The 14735-nt window shown below is 74.5% G+C and carries 20 protein-coding genes; 4 read left to right on the plus strand and 16 right to left on the minus strand.

The window, feature by feature from the left end; genetic code table 11:
• Window positions 1–4: 4 nt before the first annotated feature.
• Both ML5_RS27360 and ML5_RS27365 read right to left on the minus strand, forming a co-directional pair.
• A complete protein-coding gene (locus tag ML5_RS27360; RefSeq protein ID WP_013476986.1) occupies window positions 5–1282 on the minus strand; it encodes a cupin domain-containing protein in 1278 nt (425 codons plus the stop codon).
• Window positions 1283–1285: 3 nt separating this feature from the next.
• Window positions 1286–1588, minus strand: a complete 303-nt coding sequence (locus ML5_RS27365; protein ID WP_013476987.1) for a hypothetical protein — start codon at window positions 1586–1588, stop codon at window positions 1286–1288.
• 185 nt (window positions 1589–1773) lie between these two features.
• Here ML5_RS27365 and ML5_RS27370 point away from each other — a divergent pair, with 185 nt between their 5' ends.
• Both ML5_RS27370 and ML5_RS27375 read left to right on the plus strand, forming a co-directional pair.
• Window positions 1774–2517 carry a PIG-L deacetylase family protein gene (locus ML5_RS27370; protein WP_013476988.1) on the plus strand — a complete coding sequence of 248 codons (744 nt, stop codon included), beginning with the start codon at window positions 1774–1776 and terminating at the stop codon, window positions 2515–2517.
• 9 nt (window positions 2518–2526) lie between these two features.
• Complete coding sequence (locus ML5_RS27375) at window positions 2527–2721, plus strand: hypothetical protein (protein WP_013476989.1); 195 nt, start codon at window positions 2527–2529, stop codon at window positions 2719–2721.
• On the opposite strand, the gene ML5_RS27380 is transcribed toward ML5_RS27375, so the two are convergent.
• The 10 genes from ML5_RS27380 to ML5_RS27425 all read right to left on the minus strand — a co-directional run bounded on the left by ML5_RS27380 (window position 2706) and on the right by ML5_RS27425 (window position 8660).
• On the minus strand, window positions 2706–3134 hold the full coding sequence (locus ML5_RS27380) for a DUF2267 domain-containing protein (protein WP_013286052.1): 429 nt from the start codon (window positions 3132–3134) through the stop codon (window positions 2706–2708). The two genes, ML5_RS27375 and ML5_RS27380, sit on opposite strands and share 16 nt — an antisense overlap.
• Before the next feature lie 5 nt (window positions 3135–3139).
• Complete coding sequence (locus tag ML5_RS27385) at window positions 3140–3322, minus strand: hypothetical protein (RefSeq protein WP_013476990.1); 183 nt, start codon at window positions 3320–3322, stop codon at window positions 3140–3142.
• A 95-nt stretch (window positions 3323–3417) separates the two neighbouring features.
• On the minus strand, window positions 3418–4287 hold the full coding sequence (locus ML5_RS27390) for a DUF72 domain-containing protein (RefSeq protein ID WP_013476991.1): 870 nt from the start codon (window positions 4285–4287) through the stop codon (window positions 3418–3420).
• 48 nt (window positions 4288–4335) lie between these two features.
• Window positions 4336–4734, minus strand: a complete 399-nt coding sequence (locus ML5_RS27395; RefSeq protein WP_013476992.1) for a TraR/DksA C4-type zinc finger protein — start codon at window positions 4732–4734, stop codon at window positions 4336–4338.
• Window positions 4735–4916: 182 nt separating this feature from the next.
• A complete protein-coding gene (locus tag ML5_RS27400; protein WP_013476993.1) occupies window positions 4917–5546 on the minus strand; it encodes a uridine kinase in 630 nt (209 codons plus the stop codon).
• Between the two features lie 99 nt (window positions 5547–5645).
• A complete protein-coding gene (locus ML5_RS27405) occupies window positions 5646–6257 on the minus strand; it encodes a winged helix-turn-helix domain-containing protein (protein ID WP_013286047.1) in 612 nt (203 codons plus the stop codon).
• Window positions 6258–6548: 291 nt separating this feature from the next.
• Window positions 6549–7142 carry a winged helix-turn-helix domain-containing protein gene (locus ML5_RS27410; RefSeq protein ID WP_013476994.1) on the minus strand — a complete coding sequence of 198 codons (594 nt, stop codon included), beginning with the start codon at window positions 7140–7142 and terminating at the stop codon, window positions 6549–6551.
• 52 nt (window positions 7143–7194) lie between these two features.
• The gene (locus tag ML5_RS27415; protein WP_013476995.1) at window positions 7195–7686 is read right to left on the minus strand and encodes a rhodanese-like domain-containing protein; all 492 of its coding nucleotides are present in this window, start codon (window positions 7684–7686) and stop codon (window positions 7195–7197) included.
• A 38-nt stretch (window positions 7687–7724) separates the two neighbouring features.
• The gene (locus ML5_RS27420) at window positions 7725–8177 is read right to left on the minus strand and encodes a cysteine dioxygenase family protein (RefSeq protein WP_013286044.1); all 453 of its coding nucleotides are present in this window, start codon (window positions 8175–8177) and stop codon (window positions 7725–7727) included.
• A 105-nt stretch (window positions 8178–8282) separates the two neighbouring features.
• Window positions 8283–8660, minus strand: a complete 378-nt coding sequence (locus ML5_RS27425) for a hypothetical protein (RefSeq protein ID WP_013476996.1) — start codon at window positions 8658–8660, stop codon at window positions 8283–8285.
• A 70-nt stretch (window positions 8661–8730) separates the two neighbouring features.
• Here ML5_RS27425 and ML5_RS27430 point away from each other — a divergent pair, with 70 nt between their 5' ends.
• Window positions 8731–9123, plus strand: coding sequence for an ankyrin repeat domain-containing protein (locus ML5_RS27430; protein ID WP_013476997.1), 393 nt, complete (start codon window positions 8731–8733; stop codon window positions 9121–9123).
• Between the two features lie 23 nt (window positions 9124–9146).
• A complete protein-coding gene (locus ML5_RS27435) occupies window positions 9147–10127 on the plus strand; it encodes a DUF3500 domain-containing protein (RefSeq protein ID WP_049800121.1) in 981 nt (326 codons plus the stop codon).
• Here ML5_RS27435 and ML5_RS27440 read toward each other — a convergent pair.
• The 4 genes from ML5_RS27440 to secA2 form a co-directional block, all read right to left on the minus strand.
• A complete protein-coding gene (locus ML5_RS27440) occupies window positions 10105–10857 on the minus strand; it encodes a class I SAM-dependent methyltransferase (RefSeq protein ID WP_013476998.1) in 753 nt (250 codons plus the stop codon). The two genes, ML5_RS27435 and ML5_RS27440, sit on opposite strands and share 23 nt — an antisense overlap.
• Window positions 10858–10908: 51 nt before the next feature.
• Window positions 10909–11412 carry a DUF2231 domain-containing protein gene (locus ML5_RS27445; protein WP_013286039.1) on the minus strand — a complete coding sequence of 168 codons (504 nt, stop codon included), beginning with the start codon at window positions 11410–11412 and terminating at the stop codon, window positions 10909–10911.
• A gap of 76 nt (window positions 11413–11488) precedes the next feature.
• Window positions 11489–12205 (minus strand): GAF and ANTAR domain-containing protein, encoded by a 717-nt coding sequence (locus tag ML5_RS27450; protein ID WP_221488905.1) that lies wholly within the window; start codon window positions 12203–12205, stop codon window positions 11489–11491.
• A 203-nt stretch (window positions 12206–12408) separates the two neighbouring features.
• Window positions 12409–14703, minus strand: a complete 2295-nt coding sequence (secA2, locus tag ML5_RS27455; protein WP_030274274.1) for an accessory Sec system translocase SecA2 — start codon at window positions 14701–14703, stop codon at window positions 12409–12411.
• Window positions 14704–14735: the final 32 nt, after the last annotated feature.

Raw genomic sequence — 14735 nt, forward strand, 5'->3', positions numbered from 1 at the left:
CCCGTCAGGCGGGGGTCAGGACGGCCTCCTTGAGCAGGCGGCGGGTCAGTGTCAGGCGGTCGGCGTCGTCGTCGAGGCCGGGGAGGTCGCCGACCCTTGTGACCTCCCCGGTGAGCAGCGCGCGCAGCGCCGCCTCGCAGGTGCCGGGGAGCGTGAGCGTCCGGTCCGGCACGCGCAGCGTGACCCGTCCGTCGGCGGCCGGGGTGAGCTGCCAGCGCAGCCCGCCACGCACCGCGACCTCGCTGTCCGCTGTCAGCCGGGCCAGCGCCTGCGCCTGGGCCAGCGGCCGGATCGGCGCCGGGCGGGCGGCCGGCCAGACCCGGGCACGCAGCCGGCCGGCCACCGCCGCCGGGTCGGCCCGCAGCAGCCAGTCGCGCAGCGCCTCGACGGTCTCGGTCAGCTCCGGCTCGATCGCGTCCGGGTCGGCCAGGTCGAGACCGAACGGCAGGCTCGCGCGCAGCCGCGCGTCCTCGGCGGCGAGGGCGAGCAGCTCCTCGACCACCGCGTACCGGGTCAGCGCCCGAATGCCCACTGTCAGGTGCAGCGAGCTGGACTCCTGCGCCTGGGCGCTGTGCAGCCAGCCGCGCGGCAGGTAGAGCGCGTCGCCCGGTTCGAGCACCACGTCCAGTTCGGGGCGGCCCTCGGCGGTCGCGGACACCTCGTCGGCCCGGCCGCCCCAGGGCTGGCGCTCCAGCGGGTCGGCCAGCACCGGCGGGTGGATCCGCCAGTGCTTGCGCCCGTCCACCTGGAGCACGAACACGTCGTGGGTGTCGTAGTGGGTGGCGAAGCCCTGACTGCCGGCCGGCGTCAGGTAGGCGTTCACCTGCAACGGCTGGGCCAGCGCGGTGCCCAGGTCGCGGGCGAAGTCGACGAGCGCCGGCCAGGTGCGGTGCAGGCCCTGCAACACCAGCGTCGCGCCGTCGGCGTACAGCGCCAGCACCTTCTCGTCGAGGACCTGGTCGCCGATCTCGGCGCCCGCGCCACCGCCGCCGGTGAACCGCGCCGCCGGCACGAGCTGGCCGTCCTTGGCCACCCGCAGGAACGGGGTACGCAGACCGCGGCGGCTGAGCAGCTCGTCGGCGTCGGCGGGGCTGAGCAGGTCGGTGAAGCCGTCGGCGTTGGGCAGTTCGGCGGCGCGGGACAGCAGCGGGCTGCGCCCCCAGTGGTCGGCGGCGAACTTGGCCGGCTCCACCGCCACGCACCGGGCCAGCGCCTCGGTCGCGGAGAACGGAACCGCCGGGCGGCCGTGGCCACCCGGCGGGTCGACGTGCGTGGTGCTCATGTGTCAGGCGCTGCCGTCGGCGCCGCCGTCGCGCTGGCCGGGGGTCGCGCCGCCGTCGGCCGGGCCCTCGGCGCTGCCGTCCGCGCCACCGTCGTGCTGACCCGGAGTAGCGCCGCCGTCAGCGGGGCCCTCGGCGCCGCCGTCCGCGCCACCGTCGTGCTGACCCGGAGTAGCGCCGCCGTCAGCCGGACCCTCCGCGCCGCCGTCCGCGCCACCGTCGTGCTGACCCGGGGTGGCACCGCCGTCGGCCGGGCCCTCCAGGCCGCTGCCGCCGCTGCTCTGGATGTCGTCGTCGTTCAATGCCATGGGTGCTCCCTCGGTGTGCCGCCCCGCGTGGTGCCGGGGTCCGTGTGCAGCGGGTGGTACCCCACGCCCGATCTTCTCTAACCACACCGTAGACGCCCTTACGCCGCCGTACGGACGGTTCGCGGGGCAAGCGGCCGGGACGGGTGGATGCCAGGATGGCGGGAGGACGACGCGAGGAGACGCACGTGACGCAGCCGGAGCCGCTCACCCCGCTGACCGAGGACTGGCAGCGGGCGCTCGCAGTGGTGGCCCACCCCGACGACCTGGAGTTCGGCGCCGCCGCCGCGGTGGCGCGCTGGACCGGGCAGGGCAAGGAGGTCGTGTACTGCCTGCTCACCAGCGGCGAGGCGGGCATCGACGGGATGACGCCGGAACGCGCCCGGGTGGTGCGCGAGGAGGAGCAGCGGGCCTCCGCCGCCGTGGTCGGGGTGTCGGAGGTCGAGTTCCTCGGCCTGCCCGACGGGCTGCTGGAGTACGGCGTGCCGCTGCGCCGGGCCATCGCCGCCGTGGTGCGCCGGCACCGGCCGGACGTGGTGCTGACCAACAACTTCCGGGAGACGTGGGACGGGGCGTACGCGCTGAACCAGGCCGACCACATCGCCTGCGGCCGGGCCACGCTGGACGCGGTCCGCGACGCCGGCAACCGGTGGATCTTCCCGGAGCAGCTCATCGACGGCACGCAGCCGTGGTCGCGGGTGCGTGAGGTGTGGGCGGCCGGATCGCCGGCGGCAGGGCACGGGGTGGACGTGACCGGGACGTTCGACCGGGGCGTGGCGTCGCTGCGGGCGCACGGGGCGTACCTGAGCGGGCTCGGCGACGGCGGCTTCGACGCCGAGGAGTTCCTGGAGGGCATGGCCCGGCCGGCCGGCAGCCGGCTCGGCACGCGGTTCGGCGCCACGTTCGAGGTCTTCCAGATCAACCTTCACTAGGGCGCGGCGATGTTCCTGGTCGGCACGTCGGGCTGGCACTACCGGGACTGGCGGGAGCGTACGCCCGGCGACGTCTGCGTGGCGGTGAAGATGAGCCGCTACCTCACGCACGTCAAGCGGCTGCGAGACCCGGCCGAGCCGGCGGCCCGCCCCGCCGAGGGGGCGGGACGGGCCGGTCCGGTGCCGGATCAGGGAATCATCTGACGCAGGTCACCCGGCATGGTGGCCTTCACGTCCTCCCACTCGCCCTGGGTGACGTGCCGCCGCAGCGTGTCCAGCACGACCTGCACCACCCGCTGCGCGCCGCCCTCGGCGTCGTACGGGAAGCCCTGGCGCACCTCGTACAGGAAGTCGTCGCGGTTCAGCTTGATCGGCACGTTCTCCGGCTGCCAGCCGTCGAAGTAGATCCCGCGCACCAGCACCGGCAACTGCTGGGCGAACTCGGTGCTCTCCTGCACCGGCAGCCGGTCCCGCAGCAGGTGCAGGACGGTACGCAGCGCGGCATAGGACTGGTTGCGCTGTTCCTTCGGCCAGCCGTACGCGGACTCGATCTCCTTGAGGATCACGTTCGTCTTGTCCAGCGAGGACTCGAACGCGGACAACAGCTGTTCGGCCATCGGGCTCACCCCCGTGCTTCGGTCTCCCAGCGTCGGTCGTCGGCGCGGCGCGGCGGGCCGCTGGGGCCCCGCCACAGCCGGGTCGGGCTGAACCGGCCGGGCCGTTCGCCCCGCCGTGCCGCCTCGGAGCTGCCGACCACGTGCAGTACGCCACCGCGGCGTCGGTCCGCCACCACCCGTACCGTCATGACCCACCTCCTCGTCGCGGCGCCCGAGCCGGCGCCCACAATCCATGCTGCGGCGGAGGCGGGTGAGCGGGCCTCACCCGTACCGGGTGAGCTGCTCAGGAATCCAGCAGGCCGGCGAGCGTGGTGGCGTTGCGCTGCGCGTAGTCCTGGTAGCAGTTGTTCATCAGCACGTGCGTCTGCTCGGCCTGGCCGGCCAGCTCGCGCAGCTTTGGCGCCCAGTCGCGCAGTTCCCGCTTGGAGTAGTCGTAGCCGAACTTCTCGTGGATGTCCTTGCTCGTCCACTTGTCGCTGTGCCCGTGGAACCGGACCACAGCGAGGTCCGCGGTGGCCGCCAGCACCGGGGGGATGGACGACTTGTGTCCCTGCGGCATGTCCACGCAGACGAACGGCAGCTCGTGCTCGCGCAGGAAGCCGAGCGTCTCCTCGGCGTTGTCGCCGTCGAACCAGGAGGCGTGCCGGAACTCGAAGACCGGGCGCAGCGGCGCGCACCGCCGCTCCACCTCCAGCAGGTATTCCTTGTTGGCCCGCTTGATGGTGAACCAGGGCGGGAACTGGAACAGCAGCGCGCCCAGCTTGCCGGCCTCGACGAGCGGGTCGAGGGCGGACAGGAACCGGGTCCACACCTCCTCGTACGCCTGCGCGGGCAGGTCGTCCGGGTAGACGTTGCGCTTGTCCGTCTCCGGGCGCAGGTCCTTGTAGAGCGCGGAGACGCGGGTGGGGTGGCCGGTCAGCAGGCTGAACGCCTTGACGTTGAACGTGAACCCGGCCGGGGTGCGTTCGGCCCACAACCGGGCGGTGCGCTCGGCCGGTGGCGAGTAGTAGGTGGCGTCCACCTCGACCAGCGGGAACTGCCGGGCGTAGTAGGACAGCCGCTTCTCCGGTGTGTCGGCGCTCGCCGGGTACCAGCCGGAGTCGAGCAGGGTCCGGTCGGTCCACGAGGCGGTGCCCACCTTGATCTCACCCATGGGGACAGTCCACCGCGTCGGAGGACCGACCGGCAACCGGAACGGCGTTCAGGCCGCCCGCCGCTCCCGGGTCTGCTTGCAGGCCACGCAGGAGGTGGCGGACGGGAAGATCTCCAGCCGCTCCACCGGGATGGGCGCGGTGCAGCCCTCGCAGAAGCCGTAGGTGCCCTCGTCCAGGCGGCTCAGCGCGTGCTCGAACTGGGCCCGCCGGTCCAGGATGGTGCGCAGCAGCGACTGCGCGGTGTCCCGCTCGGCGGTCTTGGTGCCGCTGTCGGCCTGGTCGTCGCCGGCGGTGTCGCCGACCTCCACCAGCCGGAGCACCTGGCTCTGCGCCACGGTCTGCTCGTACTCGGCGGTCAGCTCGTCGTACCGCGACCGCAGGGACTGCCGGATCTGGTCGACCTCCGCCTGGGAGCGGCCCGTGGCTGTCGTGTCGTGGACGAGCATCGCTGCCTGCCTTTCCTGCGCCCTCATACCGGACCGGGGCGGCCTGCGCCCCGGATCCGGTCCGACTGTGGATGCGCGGGCGACGAGATCACCCGTGCTCTGTGAGCCGGGCGATTACCCCCGCCCTCGGCGGGTCAAACCGGCTGTTTCCTGAGTGTTTCCGGTGAGTCCGCAGCCGCTGGTCAGGCGGCCTCGACGAGCGCCGGACGGCGCGGGTCGTCGGCCCGGACCACCACGTCGGCGAAGGACGCCGGGTCGACCTCGCCGGCGTAGCGGGCGAACGCGGGGAGGGTCCACCGCAGCGCCGGGTCGGTGCGCCGCGCAAGCGCCGCCGGGGAGAGCACGAGGTGGACGGTGACGTCGAACGGCAGCGCGCCGCCGAGCAGCAGCGCGCCGCTGACCAGGACCACCCCGCCGGGCGGCAGATCCACGTACGCGGCGCGGCTGGCCCGGTCGGCGTCGGCGTCCCACAGCGACGGCAGCAGCCGGCCGGAGCCGTCCGGGCCGGCCGGGTCGAGCACCTCGCGGCGCAGTCCCGGTTCGTCGAGCCAGCCCTCGTAGTACGCGTCGGGGTTGGTGCGGCCGTGCTCCAGGCGCACCGAGGCGGGCCGGAGGAAGTCGTCGGCGCGGACGTGCAGCACCGGACGGCCGGCGGCGCGCAGCGGTTCGACCAGCGCTTCGGCGAGCGTGTCCGGCCCGGCGGCAGGCGGGCCGTCCACGGCGACCCGCAGCCGGCCGGGCGTCCCGGTGCGGGCGAGACGCTCGGCCAGTTCGGTGACGAGCCGGTCGGGGCTGATCGGGCGCACGCGCATCGGACCATCGTGCCGCGCGGGAGGGCGGGTCACCACATGATCGGTTCGGGCGGTCGGGGCTCCGTCCGGCGGCGATCGTCGGGTGGTGGTCCCGGGTGGTCAGCCGGTGCGGTCGATGGTGACGCGGGCGTCGTCGGCGAGCCGGTAGCCGACGCCGTAGACGGTGGTGACGAGCGGGACGTCCACACCGACCTTGCCGCGCAGCCGGCGTACGTGCACGTCGACGGTGCGGACGCCGGCGTGCTCGTACCCCCAGACCGCGTTGAGCAGTTGCAGCCGGGTGAACACCCGGCGCGGGTGGGCGACCAGGTGCAGCAGCAGGTCGAACTCCAGGCGGGTCAGCGGCAGCGGCTCGCCGTCGCGCAGCACGGACCGGGACGACGCGAGGATGTGCAGGGTCGGGATGGTCGGGGCGAGCGGGCGGGCCGGAGCGCGGCCGCCCGGGACGGTGTCGGGACGGCGCTCGGCCGGGACGGTGCCCGCGCTGACCACCGCGTCGCCGCGTTCGAGCATCTCGCGGGCGGCGTCGAGCAGCCGGCGGGCGGCCGGGGTGAGCGACTCCTCGCAGGCCAGGGGGATGTTGAGGGTGACGGTGAGCATGGGCGCGGCAGCGGTGTTGGCGGGACGACGCTGGCCGCCGGGGGGACGACCGGGGACCGCGGGTTGGGACGTATGCCATCCGGCGCGCGACGAGGCGGGGCTGACCGACATGGTCCTCCTTGGGCTGGTCCGGGTATCTCCCCACGGCCCGGGACGCCGCTTCATCGATGCTTCCCGGCGTCTCTGCGAGGGTCAAGGGGCGGCTGCGTTGCATGAATGTGACATTTGACGAACACATCGCAGCCGTGCGCTCGCTCTGCGTGCGAGGCCCGTTGATTACAGCAGAGCACCGATTCGAGATGGTACGGGGGGTCTCCCCAGGGGTTCACAGTGGCGGATCAGCCGCAGACGTGAACGCGGCGCACCCCGGGACCGGGTGCGCCGCGTGCCGGTCGGCCGAGGTCAGGCGTCGCGGTCCACGACGATCGCGGCGTCGTCGGCGAGGCGGTAGCCCACGCCGTACACGGTGGTCACCAGCGGCGTCTCCGGCCCGAACTTGGCCCGCAGCCGGCGCACGTGCACGTCGACGGTGCGCGCCACCGCGTGCTCGTAGCCCCAGACGTTCGCGAGAAGTTGCAGGCGGGTGAACACGCGGCGGGGATGTTCGGCGAGGAACAGCAGCAGGTCGTACTCGATGCGGGTCAGCGGGATCTCGGCGCCGCCGCGGCGGACGCGCCGGGTGCCGGTGAGGATGCGCACGCCGCCGGGGGCGGGCGAGGCGGGGGCGGGCGCGTCGCCGCGGCGTAGGTCGAGCACGGTACGGGCGACCGGGCGGCCGTCCGGTCCGGCCGGTCCTTCGCCGAAGGCGGCATGCCCCTCGCCGGTGGCGGCGAGTTCGTCGAGCAGGTCGACCAGGCGCGCGAGGCCCGGCGTCAGCGGCCCGGTACCCAGGTCGAGCGTGATGGTGAGCGTCGGTGCGGTACGCGGCCGGGGCGGCACGGCCCGGTCGGGGCGGCCCGATCGGGCCTGACGGGTGGTGAGGGCGACGACGGACATGGGAGCCTCCTGTGCGGGCGGTCGCCCCGCCCCGCCGGATGCGGCGGGACGGTCAGCGGAGCGCCCCGCCGGCGGTGACCGGGGGCGCGGCGGACGAGGGTCGGGTCGGCGGGGTGGGACCGAGGGTGGGCAGGCCGGCGATCTGCCAGGCGGCGAAGCCGCCGACGACGTCGGTGGCCCGGTGCAGGCCGATGTCCTGGAGCGCGGCGGCGGCCAGCGACGAGGTGTAGCCCTCCTGGCAGAGCACGATCACCGGGACGTCGTATCCGGACGCCTGCGGCAGCCGCGCCGCGCAGCGCGGGTCGAAGCGCCACTCCAGCACGTTGCGCTCGACCACGAGAGAGCCGGGTACGGTGCCCTGCGCGGCGCGCTGGGCGGCCGGGCGGATGTCCACCAGCAGCGCGCCGCCCCGGCATGCCAGGTGGGCCTGCTCCGGGTCGAGGCGGCGAAGGCGGGTCCGGGCGGCGGCGAGGATCTCGTCGATGCCCCGCGAGCCGGGCGGCGGGACCGGACAGCGCTCGGTGCGGGTGGGGGTCTGCGCCATCGTGGCGTCCTTCCGTTCGTCGGGGTTGCGGGTGCGGCTCACCAGGCCACGCCGGCTCGGGCCACCTCGGCGACCCGGAGCCGGCCGGCGACGAGGTGGTAGCGGGTCATCCGGGTCAGCGCCGGCCGGTACACGTGCACGCTGACGGCGGGCTCGTCGCCGCGGTTGGTGACCTGGTGCACGTGCCGGACGCCGAAGCGCCGGCCGGCTCCGGCGGCGAGCCGGTGCGGGCGCAGCCGTCCGCCGCTCACCGTCTCCTCGGTGAGCACGCCGGCCACGACCAGGAAGGCGCCTGCGGAGCCGCCGTGGTCGTGCAGGTCGGTGGCCTGTCCGGGCAGCCAGCTCAGCGCCCACACCTCGTGCGCGTCGTCGGCGTCCAGCCGGGCGTACCAGCGTTGCGGCGCATCGAACCGCAACGGCACCGGCCAGCCGTCCGGGTTCGCCCAGCGGGCGGCGACGGCGAGCAGGTCGGGCGGTGCGGTGCTGGTCATCGGCGGTGCGTCCTCACGGTGCGGAGCGGGTGTACCCGCACAGCTTAGACGGTAAAGCCTATCGGTTTAGTAGGTAATACCGAATGCTGGGACGCCGGGCGCGGCTCAGCGGAGGACCGGCGGATCCACCTTGTAACCCGGCACGGACGGCCAGCGGACGGTGAGCACCGTGGACTCCCGCTCGGCGTACCAGGAGTGGTCCACGCCCCGGCCCCACACCACGTAGTCACCGGGCGCGCGCAGCACCACCGTGCGGTCCGGCAGCTCGATCCGGAACGCGCCGCTGATCAGCACCAGCAGGGCGGTACGCCGCTCACCGGTGGCCCACCGGGACCGGGTCTCCCCCGCCGGGTGCACGCCCCACTTCACCTCGACGTCGGTGCTGTGCCGCACGTCCCCGGCCGGCTTGAAGTGGCCCAGCAGCCAGCCCGCGTCGGTCGCGCCGTCCACCGCCGCGTTGCCCACGTACACCCGATCGTCCATGCGCGCGCCTCCCGTGCCCGGCTGCGCAAGCTACCAGGCGCGCCCGGCCGCGACGCCATAGCCTGGGCGGATGCCCGACGAACTCGACGACGAGACCATCGCCTTCGCCCACCGGATGTTCGACCTGGCCCGGGCCGGCGCCACCGAGGAGCTGGCGGCCAACGTGGACGCCGGGCTGCCAGTCAACCTCACCAACGCCAAGGGCGACACGCTGCTGATCCTCGCCGCGTACCACGCCCACCCGGACACGGTTGCCGCGTTGCTGGCCCGGGGCGCCGATCCGGCCCGGGTCAACGACAGGGGGCAGACCGCGCTCGCCGCGGCCGTGTTCCGGCGTCAGGAGGCGGCGGTCCGCGCGCTGCTCGACGCCGGCGCCGACCCGGACCATGGCGGCCCGTCGGCGGTCGAGACCGCGCGGTTCTTCGAGCTGCCCGACATGCTGGCGCTGCTCGGCCGCGCGTGAGCGGCGGGCGGTATACAGGGACGGTGGAGGATCCCGTACCCGAGCAGATGCGCACGGCGGCCGCGGCGTTCCTGGCGGCACTGGACGAGCCGGCCCGCGACGCCGCCCGGCACGCCTTCGACGACGAGCCGGCCCGCCGGTGGCTGGAGTACCGGCCGCGGCCCCGGCCCGGCGTCACGCTCGCCGGCCTGGACGTCACCGCCCGCAAGGCCGCGCACCGGCTGCTCGCCACCGCGCTCAGCCCGGCCGCGTACGCGCAGGCCATGGCCGTGATGGCCCTGGAAGAGGTGCTGGACCGGGCCGAGGACTGGCGGCGCGGCCGGCACAGCGGCGACTACTGGGTGGCCGTCTTCGGCGACCCGGCCCGCGACGACGACTGGGCGTGGCGGTTCGAGGGACACCACCTGTCGGTGAGCATGACAGTCGCCGACGACCGTGTCTCCCCCGCGCCGGTGTTCCTCGGCGCCAACCCGGCCACCGTCCGGCATTCCGGGCGCCCGGTCTCCCGGCCCCTGGGCCCCGAGGAGGACCTGGCCCGCGAACTGCTCGACGTGCTCGGACCGGCCGGCCGGTCCGCCGCGATCATCGCCGAGGAGGCGCCGGCCGACATCATCAGCGCCACCCGCGCCACCGCGCCGGGCCGGCTCGACCCGCCCGGCGTACCCCGAGGGCGGCTGCGGCCCACCGGCCGGGCGCTGCTCGACCGGCTGGTCGCGCTCTACCTGGACCGGCTGCCGCCGGAGCTGGCGGCCCGGGAGGCCGACCGGCTCGACGGCGGCGAGCTGCACTTCGCCTGGGCCGGCCCGGTCGAGCCGGGCCGGCGGCACTACTACCGGGTGCAGGGCGACGACCTGCTGATCGAGTACGACAACACCACCGACGACGGCAACCACGCGCACACCGTGCTGCGCCGCCCCGCCGGTGACTTCGGCGCCGACGTGCTGGCCGCGCACCACGCCGAGGCGCACCGGCCCGGCCCGCTCAGCCCCGGTGCGCCTCGATGAGGAAACGGCGGGCGTACGCGACGAACGGCCCCTCGGCGCGGATCCGCTCGTCCAGGCGGCGCAGCTCGTCGGTGTAACGGCCGACTGTGAAGCCGGGCACCGTCCAGACCACCTTGCGCAGGAACCAGACCACCGCGCCGACGTCGTGGAAGACGGTACGCAGCGTCGCCTCGCGCAGGTCGACGACTGTGAGCCCGGCGGCCCGCGCGTCGGCGACCGCCACCTCCGGGTGCCGGTGCTCCGGTGGCGGCAGCGGCCCGAGGATCGCCTCGCTCAGCTCCCGCACCGTGCCGGGGCCGATCTGCTGGGACAGGTAGGTGCCGCCGGGGCGCAGCACCCGGGCCACCTCGTCCCACCAGGTGTGCACCGGATGACGGCTCACGACCAGGTCGAAGGCGGCATCCCGGAACGGCAGCGGCGGCCGGTCGGCCACCCGTACCACTGTCGCGCCGAGCGGACGCAGGTTGCGCCGGGCCACCGGCACGTTCGGCGGCCACGCCTCGGTGGCGACCAGCAGCGGCGGCGGCGCGGGCACCTCGGCCAGCACCTCTCCCCCGCCGGTGTCGACGTCCAGCGCCGCCCTCACGGCGGCCATCCGGTCGCCCACCAGGCGTGCGTACCCCCAGGGCGGGCGCTCCTCGGTGGCGCGGCCGCGCAGCCAGTCGAAGCCCCAGCCCTCCACCGGCGCGGCCTCGGCCTCGGCTACGAGTTCGGAGAACGTGCGGACCATGCCCGCGAGCCTGCCGCCCGGCGACGGCCGCGGCAACGGATTTCGGCCGGGTCAGAACGGGCGCGGGCGGGCGATCTCGACTGTGGACCCGGGGGGCACGTCGCCGAACGTCTCGAAGCCGGTCGGCTCGGTGGCCCGGTCGAACTGCTGCATCAGCCGCGCGCCCAGGGCCACGCCGACCGCGCCGACGGCGAGCGCGACGAGTTCGGCGGCGAGCAGGGCGCCGTTCGCGCCGCGCTGCGGGGCGTTCGCCCGGATCAGGCAGGACAGCAGGAACAGCCCCGCCATCACGGCGTTGACGAGGTTGAACGTCAGGACGGTCCGGCTGGTGCGCCCGGCGCGGACGTCCCACAGGTCGACCAGGCCGGCGACGGTGGTGAGCCCGGCGGCGACGAGCGCGGCCACCGCGGTCCAGTAGCCCACCTCACCGAGGAACGCCGGACCGCCCGCCACGTCGGCCAGGTCGAAGACCGCGGCGCAGACGAACAGGCCGAACGGGAACGTGACAAGCATCGGTTGGATGGGATGCCCCTGCACCCGCAGTCGGCTCTGCATCGCTTCCTCCCCAGGTCGGCGCAGCTCACCAGTCCAGAGTGCTACCCGAGGCGCCGCGGGGTGAAACGACTGTCGCTCAGTTGTCCCGGGGCCGGGAGACGGTCAGCACGAGCCGCTCGGCCACCTCGCGCAGCGGGATGTCCAGCGAGGACGCGGCGCTGCGCAGCACCCGCAGCGCCTCCGGGGCGGGACAGCCGCGCTGCGTCATGATCACGCCGACGGCCTGCCCGACCACTCCCTCGGCCAGCAGCGAGTCGTCGATCTCACCGGCCCGGCTGGCGGCCCGCTCACGGTCGCGCGCGGCGGCCAGCAGCAGCCCGGCGTGCTCGGCGAGCAGCATCGCGGTGAGCTGGTGCCGGGGGGTGAGCGCGTCGGGCGACTCGGCGTACAGGTTGATCGCGCCGATGACCTGCTCGTCCACGTCGACCGGCGCGGAGATCACCCCGTGCACGCCGAGCACGCGGGCCCGCTCGCTCCAGGCCGGCCAGCGCGTCTCGTCGGACAGCCCGCCCGCGATGATCATCTCCCGTCGGCGGATCGCCGTCAGGGCCGGTGTGTCCGGGCCGTGCCGCAGGTCGTCCAGCTCGGCCCGGTCCGGGTCGGAGGCGGCCACCCCGGCGGGCTCACCGGCGCGCAGCGCGGTGAAGCCGCAGCAGTCCACGCCCGGCACGGCGTCGCGGGCGATCCGGACCAGGCGGTCGAGCGCCTCGTCGAACCCGGCCACGCCGATCAGACCGGCGGTCAGCTCGCGCAGCAGCGCGGCCGTCTCCAGCACACCGAGGTTGTCGATCATGGGTTGGCGCGTGTCGAGGTTCACCGGGCCGGGGCCTCCACCGTCCCCGCGTACGTCCACGCGGTCTCCCCGTCCGGCACCGTTGCCTGTCCCATGTCCGTCCCTCCTGTGGCCGGGCCCCGGCCTACTACCCTCGCAGACCGCGGGCGAAACCGCGCAAAAAGGCCCCTCCCGGTTGCACCGGAAGGGGCCTTCGGCGCGGGTCAGCGCGACCCGGAGATGAGCCGCCGGCCCACCGAGGCGATCAGCCGGTCCAGCTCCGAGCCGAACGGGTTGTCGTGCACCAGGTACGTCCAGGTGGCGCTCGGGCGCACCAGCTTCGACGAGTCCGGCTCCCAGCCCTCGTCGAACTCGGTCTCCTCGAACGTGGCCACGGTCCGCGTCTCGATCTCGGGCACCAGCGCGTTGAACGCCGGCACCGCGCTGCGGTGGAACTCGTCGAGCGGGTCGAGCCGGCCCAGCGCCCGCAGGTGCACGCCCTCGCGCACCTCGGACAGCTCGGCCAGGTGGTCGGCCCAGAGCCGGTCCAGGTGATAGAGGGCGATCTTGCGCGCCACGTCGGCGAGCAGGTCCTCGTCCATCTCGCCGGCCTTCTCCGGCACCCGCTCCAGCAGCATCAGCGCGGCGATGTCGCTGGTCAGCAGCCGCTCCCGGCGCTCGGCGAGCGCCTTGCGCTGCTGCTCGATCACCTGGCTGTAGCGCCACGTGTTGCGGTGGATCTCGTGGTTGACGCCCTCGGCGACGCGCTGGGCGTGCTCGACCGCGTAGTCGACCTGCGGGTCGGTGACCAGGCCGTCGGCGTTCATCCGGGGCGAGGCCGGCACGGTGTCGCCGGCGTGCCGGACCACCAGGTCGTCCTCCAGGCTGACGAAGAACACCGACCCGCCCGGGTCGCCCTGCCGGCCGGCCCGGCCGCGGAGCTGGTCGTCGACCCGGCGGCTGTCGTGCCGGCCGCTGCCGATCACGTACAGGCCGCCCAGTTCCGCCACCCGGTCCCGGTCGGCCTGGTCGCTGCCGCCCAGCCGGATGTCCACGCCCCGGCCGGCCATCTGGGTGGAGACCGTCACCGCGCCGTACGCGCCGGCCTCCGCGATGATGCCGGCCTCCTCGTCGTCGTTCTTGGCGTTGAGGACCACGCAGGAGACGCCGGCGGCGTTGAGCGCGGCGGCCAGCCCTTCGGACTCCTTGACGTCGAGCGTGCCGACCAGCACCGGCCGCCCCGCCTGGTGGCAGCGCGTGATCTCGTCGACCAGCGCCTCCTCCTTCTCGGCGCGGGTGGCGTAGATCCGGTCCGGCTCGTCCTCGCGGACGCAGGGGGTGTTCGGCGGGATCACCGCGACCTCGAGGCCGAAGAACTCGCGGAGCTGGTCGCCGACGAGCACCGCGGTCGCGGTCATGCCGCAGACAGTCGGGTAGAGCGCGATGTACGCCTGCACGGTGATCGTGCCCAGCACCTCGCCCTCGGCGGTGGCGTCCAGGCCCTCCTTCGCCTCGACCGCGGCCTGGAGCCCGTCCGGCCAGCGGCGGCGCTGGGCGACCCGGCCGCGCATCTCGTCGATCAGCTCGACCGAGTCGTCCCGGACGATGTAGTCCACGTCCCGGTGCAGCAGGGCGTGCGCGTGCAGCGCGACGTTCACCGCGGAGAGCTGCCCGACGTGCTCCTCGTCGTACAGGTCGATGCCGCCGAGCTTGGCCTCGACGGTGGCCAGGCCGACCGAGGTGAAGGCGACGCTGCGGCCGTCCTCGGCGACCGTGTAGTGCTTGCCCTTGCGCAGCCCGCGCACGAGCGCGGCCGCGGCGTGCACCGGGTCCTGCTCGCCGCCGACCGCGCCGGCCAGCACCATCGGCACCCGGGCCTCGTCGATCAGGATCGAGTCGGCCTCGTCCACGATCGCGGTCTTCAGCGGCGGCTGCACCCGGTCGGCCAGGTCGGTGACGAGCTGGTCGCGCAGGAAGTCGAAGCCGGCCTCGCTGACCGACACGTACGTGACGTCGCAGCCGTACGCGGCGCGCCGCTCGTCGGGCGTGGAGGCCTCGTTGACCCAGCCGACGGTCAGCCCGAGCAGGTCGTAGACGGGCGTCATCCACTCGGCGTCGCGGCGGGCCAGGTAGTCGTTGACGGTGAGCACGTGCACCGGGCCGTTGCCCAGCCGCACGTGCCCGTACGCGGCGACAGTCGCGGTGAGCGTCTTGCCCTCACCGGTGGCCATCTCGGCGACCTTGCCGGACAGCAGCGCCATCGCGCCGAGCAGCTGCACGTCGTAGGGGCGCTGGTCGAGCCCGCGCCGGGCCGCCTCGCGGCCGATCGCGCAGATCTCCTCGTAGCCCGTGGCCCGGCCGGCGGCCTCGGTCAGCTCGGCGTCGGAGAGCTGCTCCAGGTCCGCCTCGCGCGCCTCGATCGCCGGCAGCAGCTTCTCCAGCGGCGCCAGGTCGACAGTCGTCCCCGGGCGCTGGAGGAACCGGCGGAACCTGGTCTTCAACCGTTGCGACACACCCATGAGCGGCAACGGTACGCGAACCGGAGCCGATT

It is taken from the genome of Micromonospora sp. L5 (genome assembly GCF_000177655.2).
GTDB lineage: Bacteria > Actinomycetota > Actinomycetes > Mycobacteriales > Micromonosporaceae > Micromonospora > Micromonospora aurantiaca.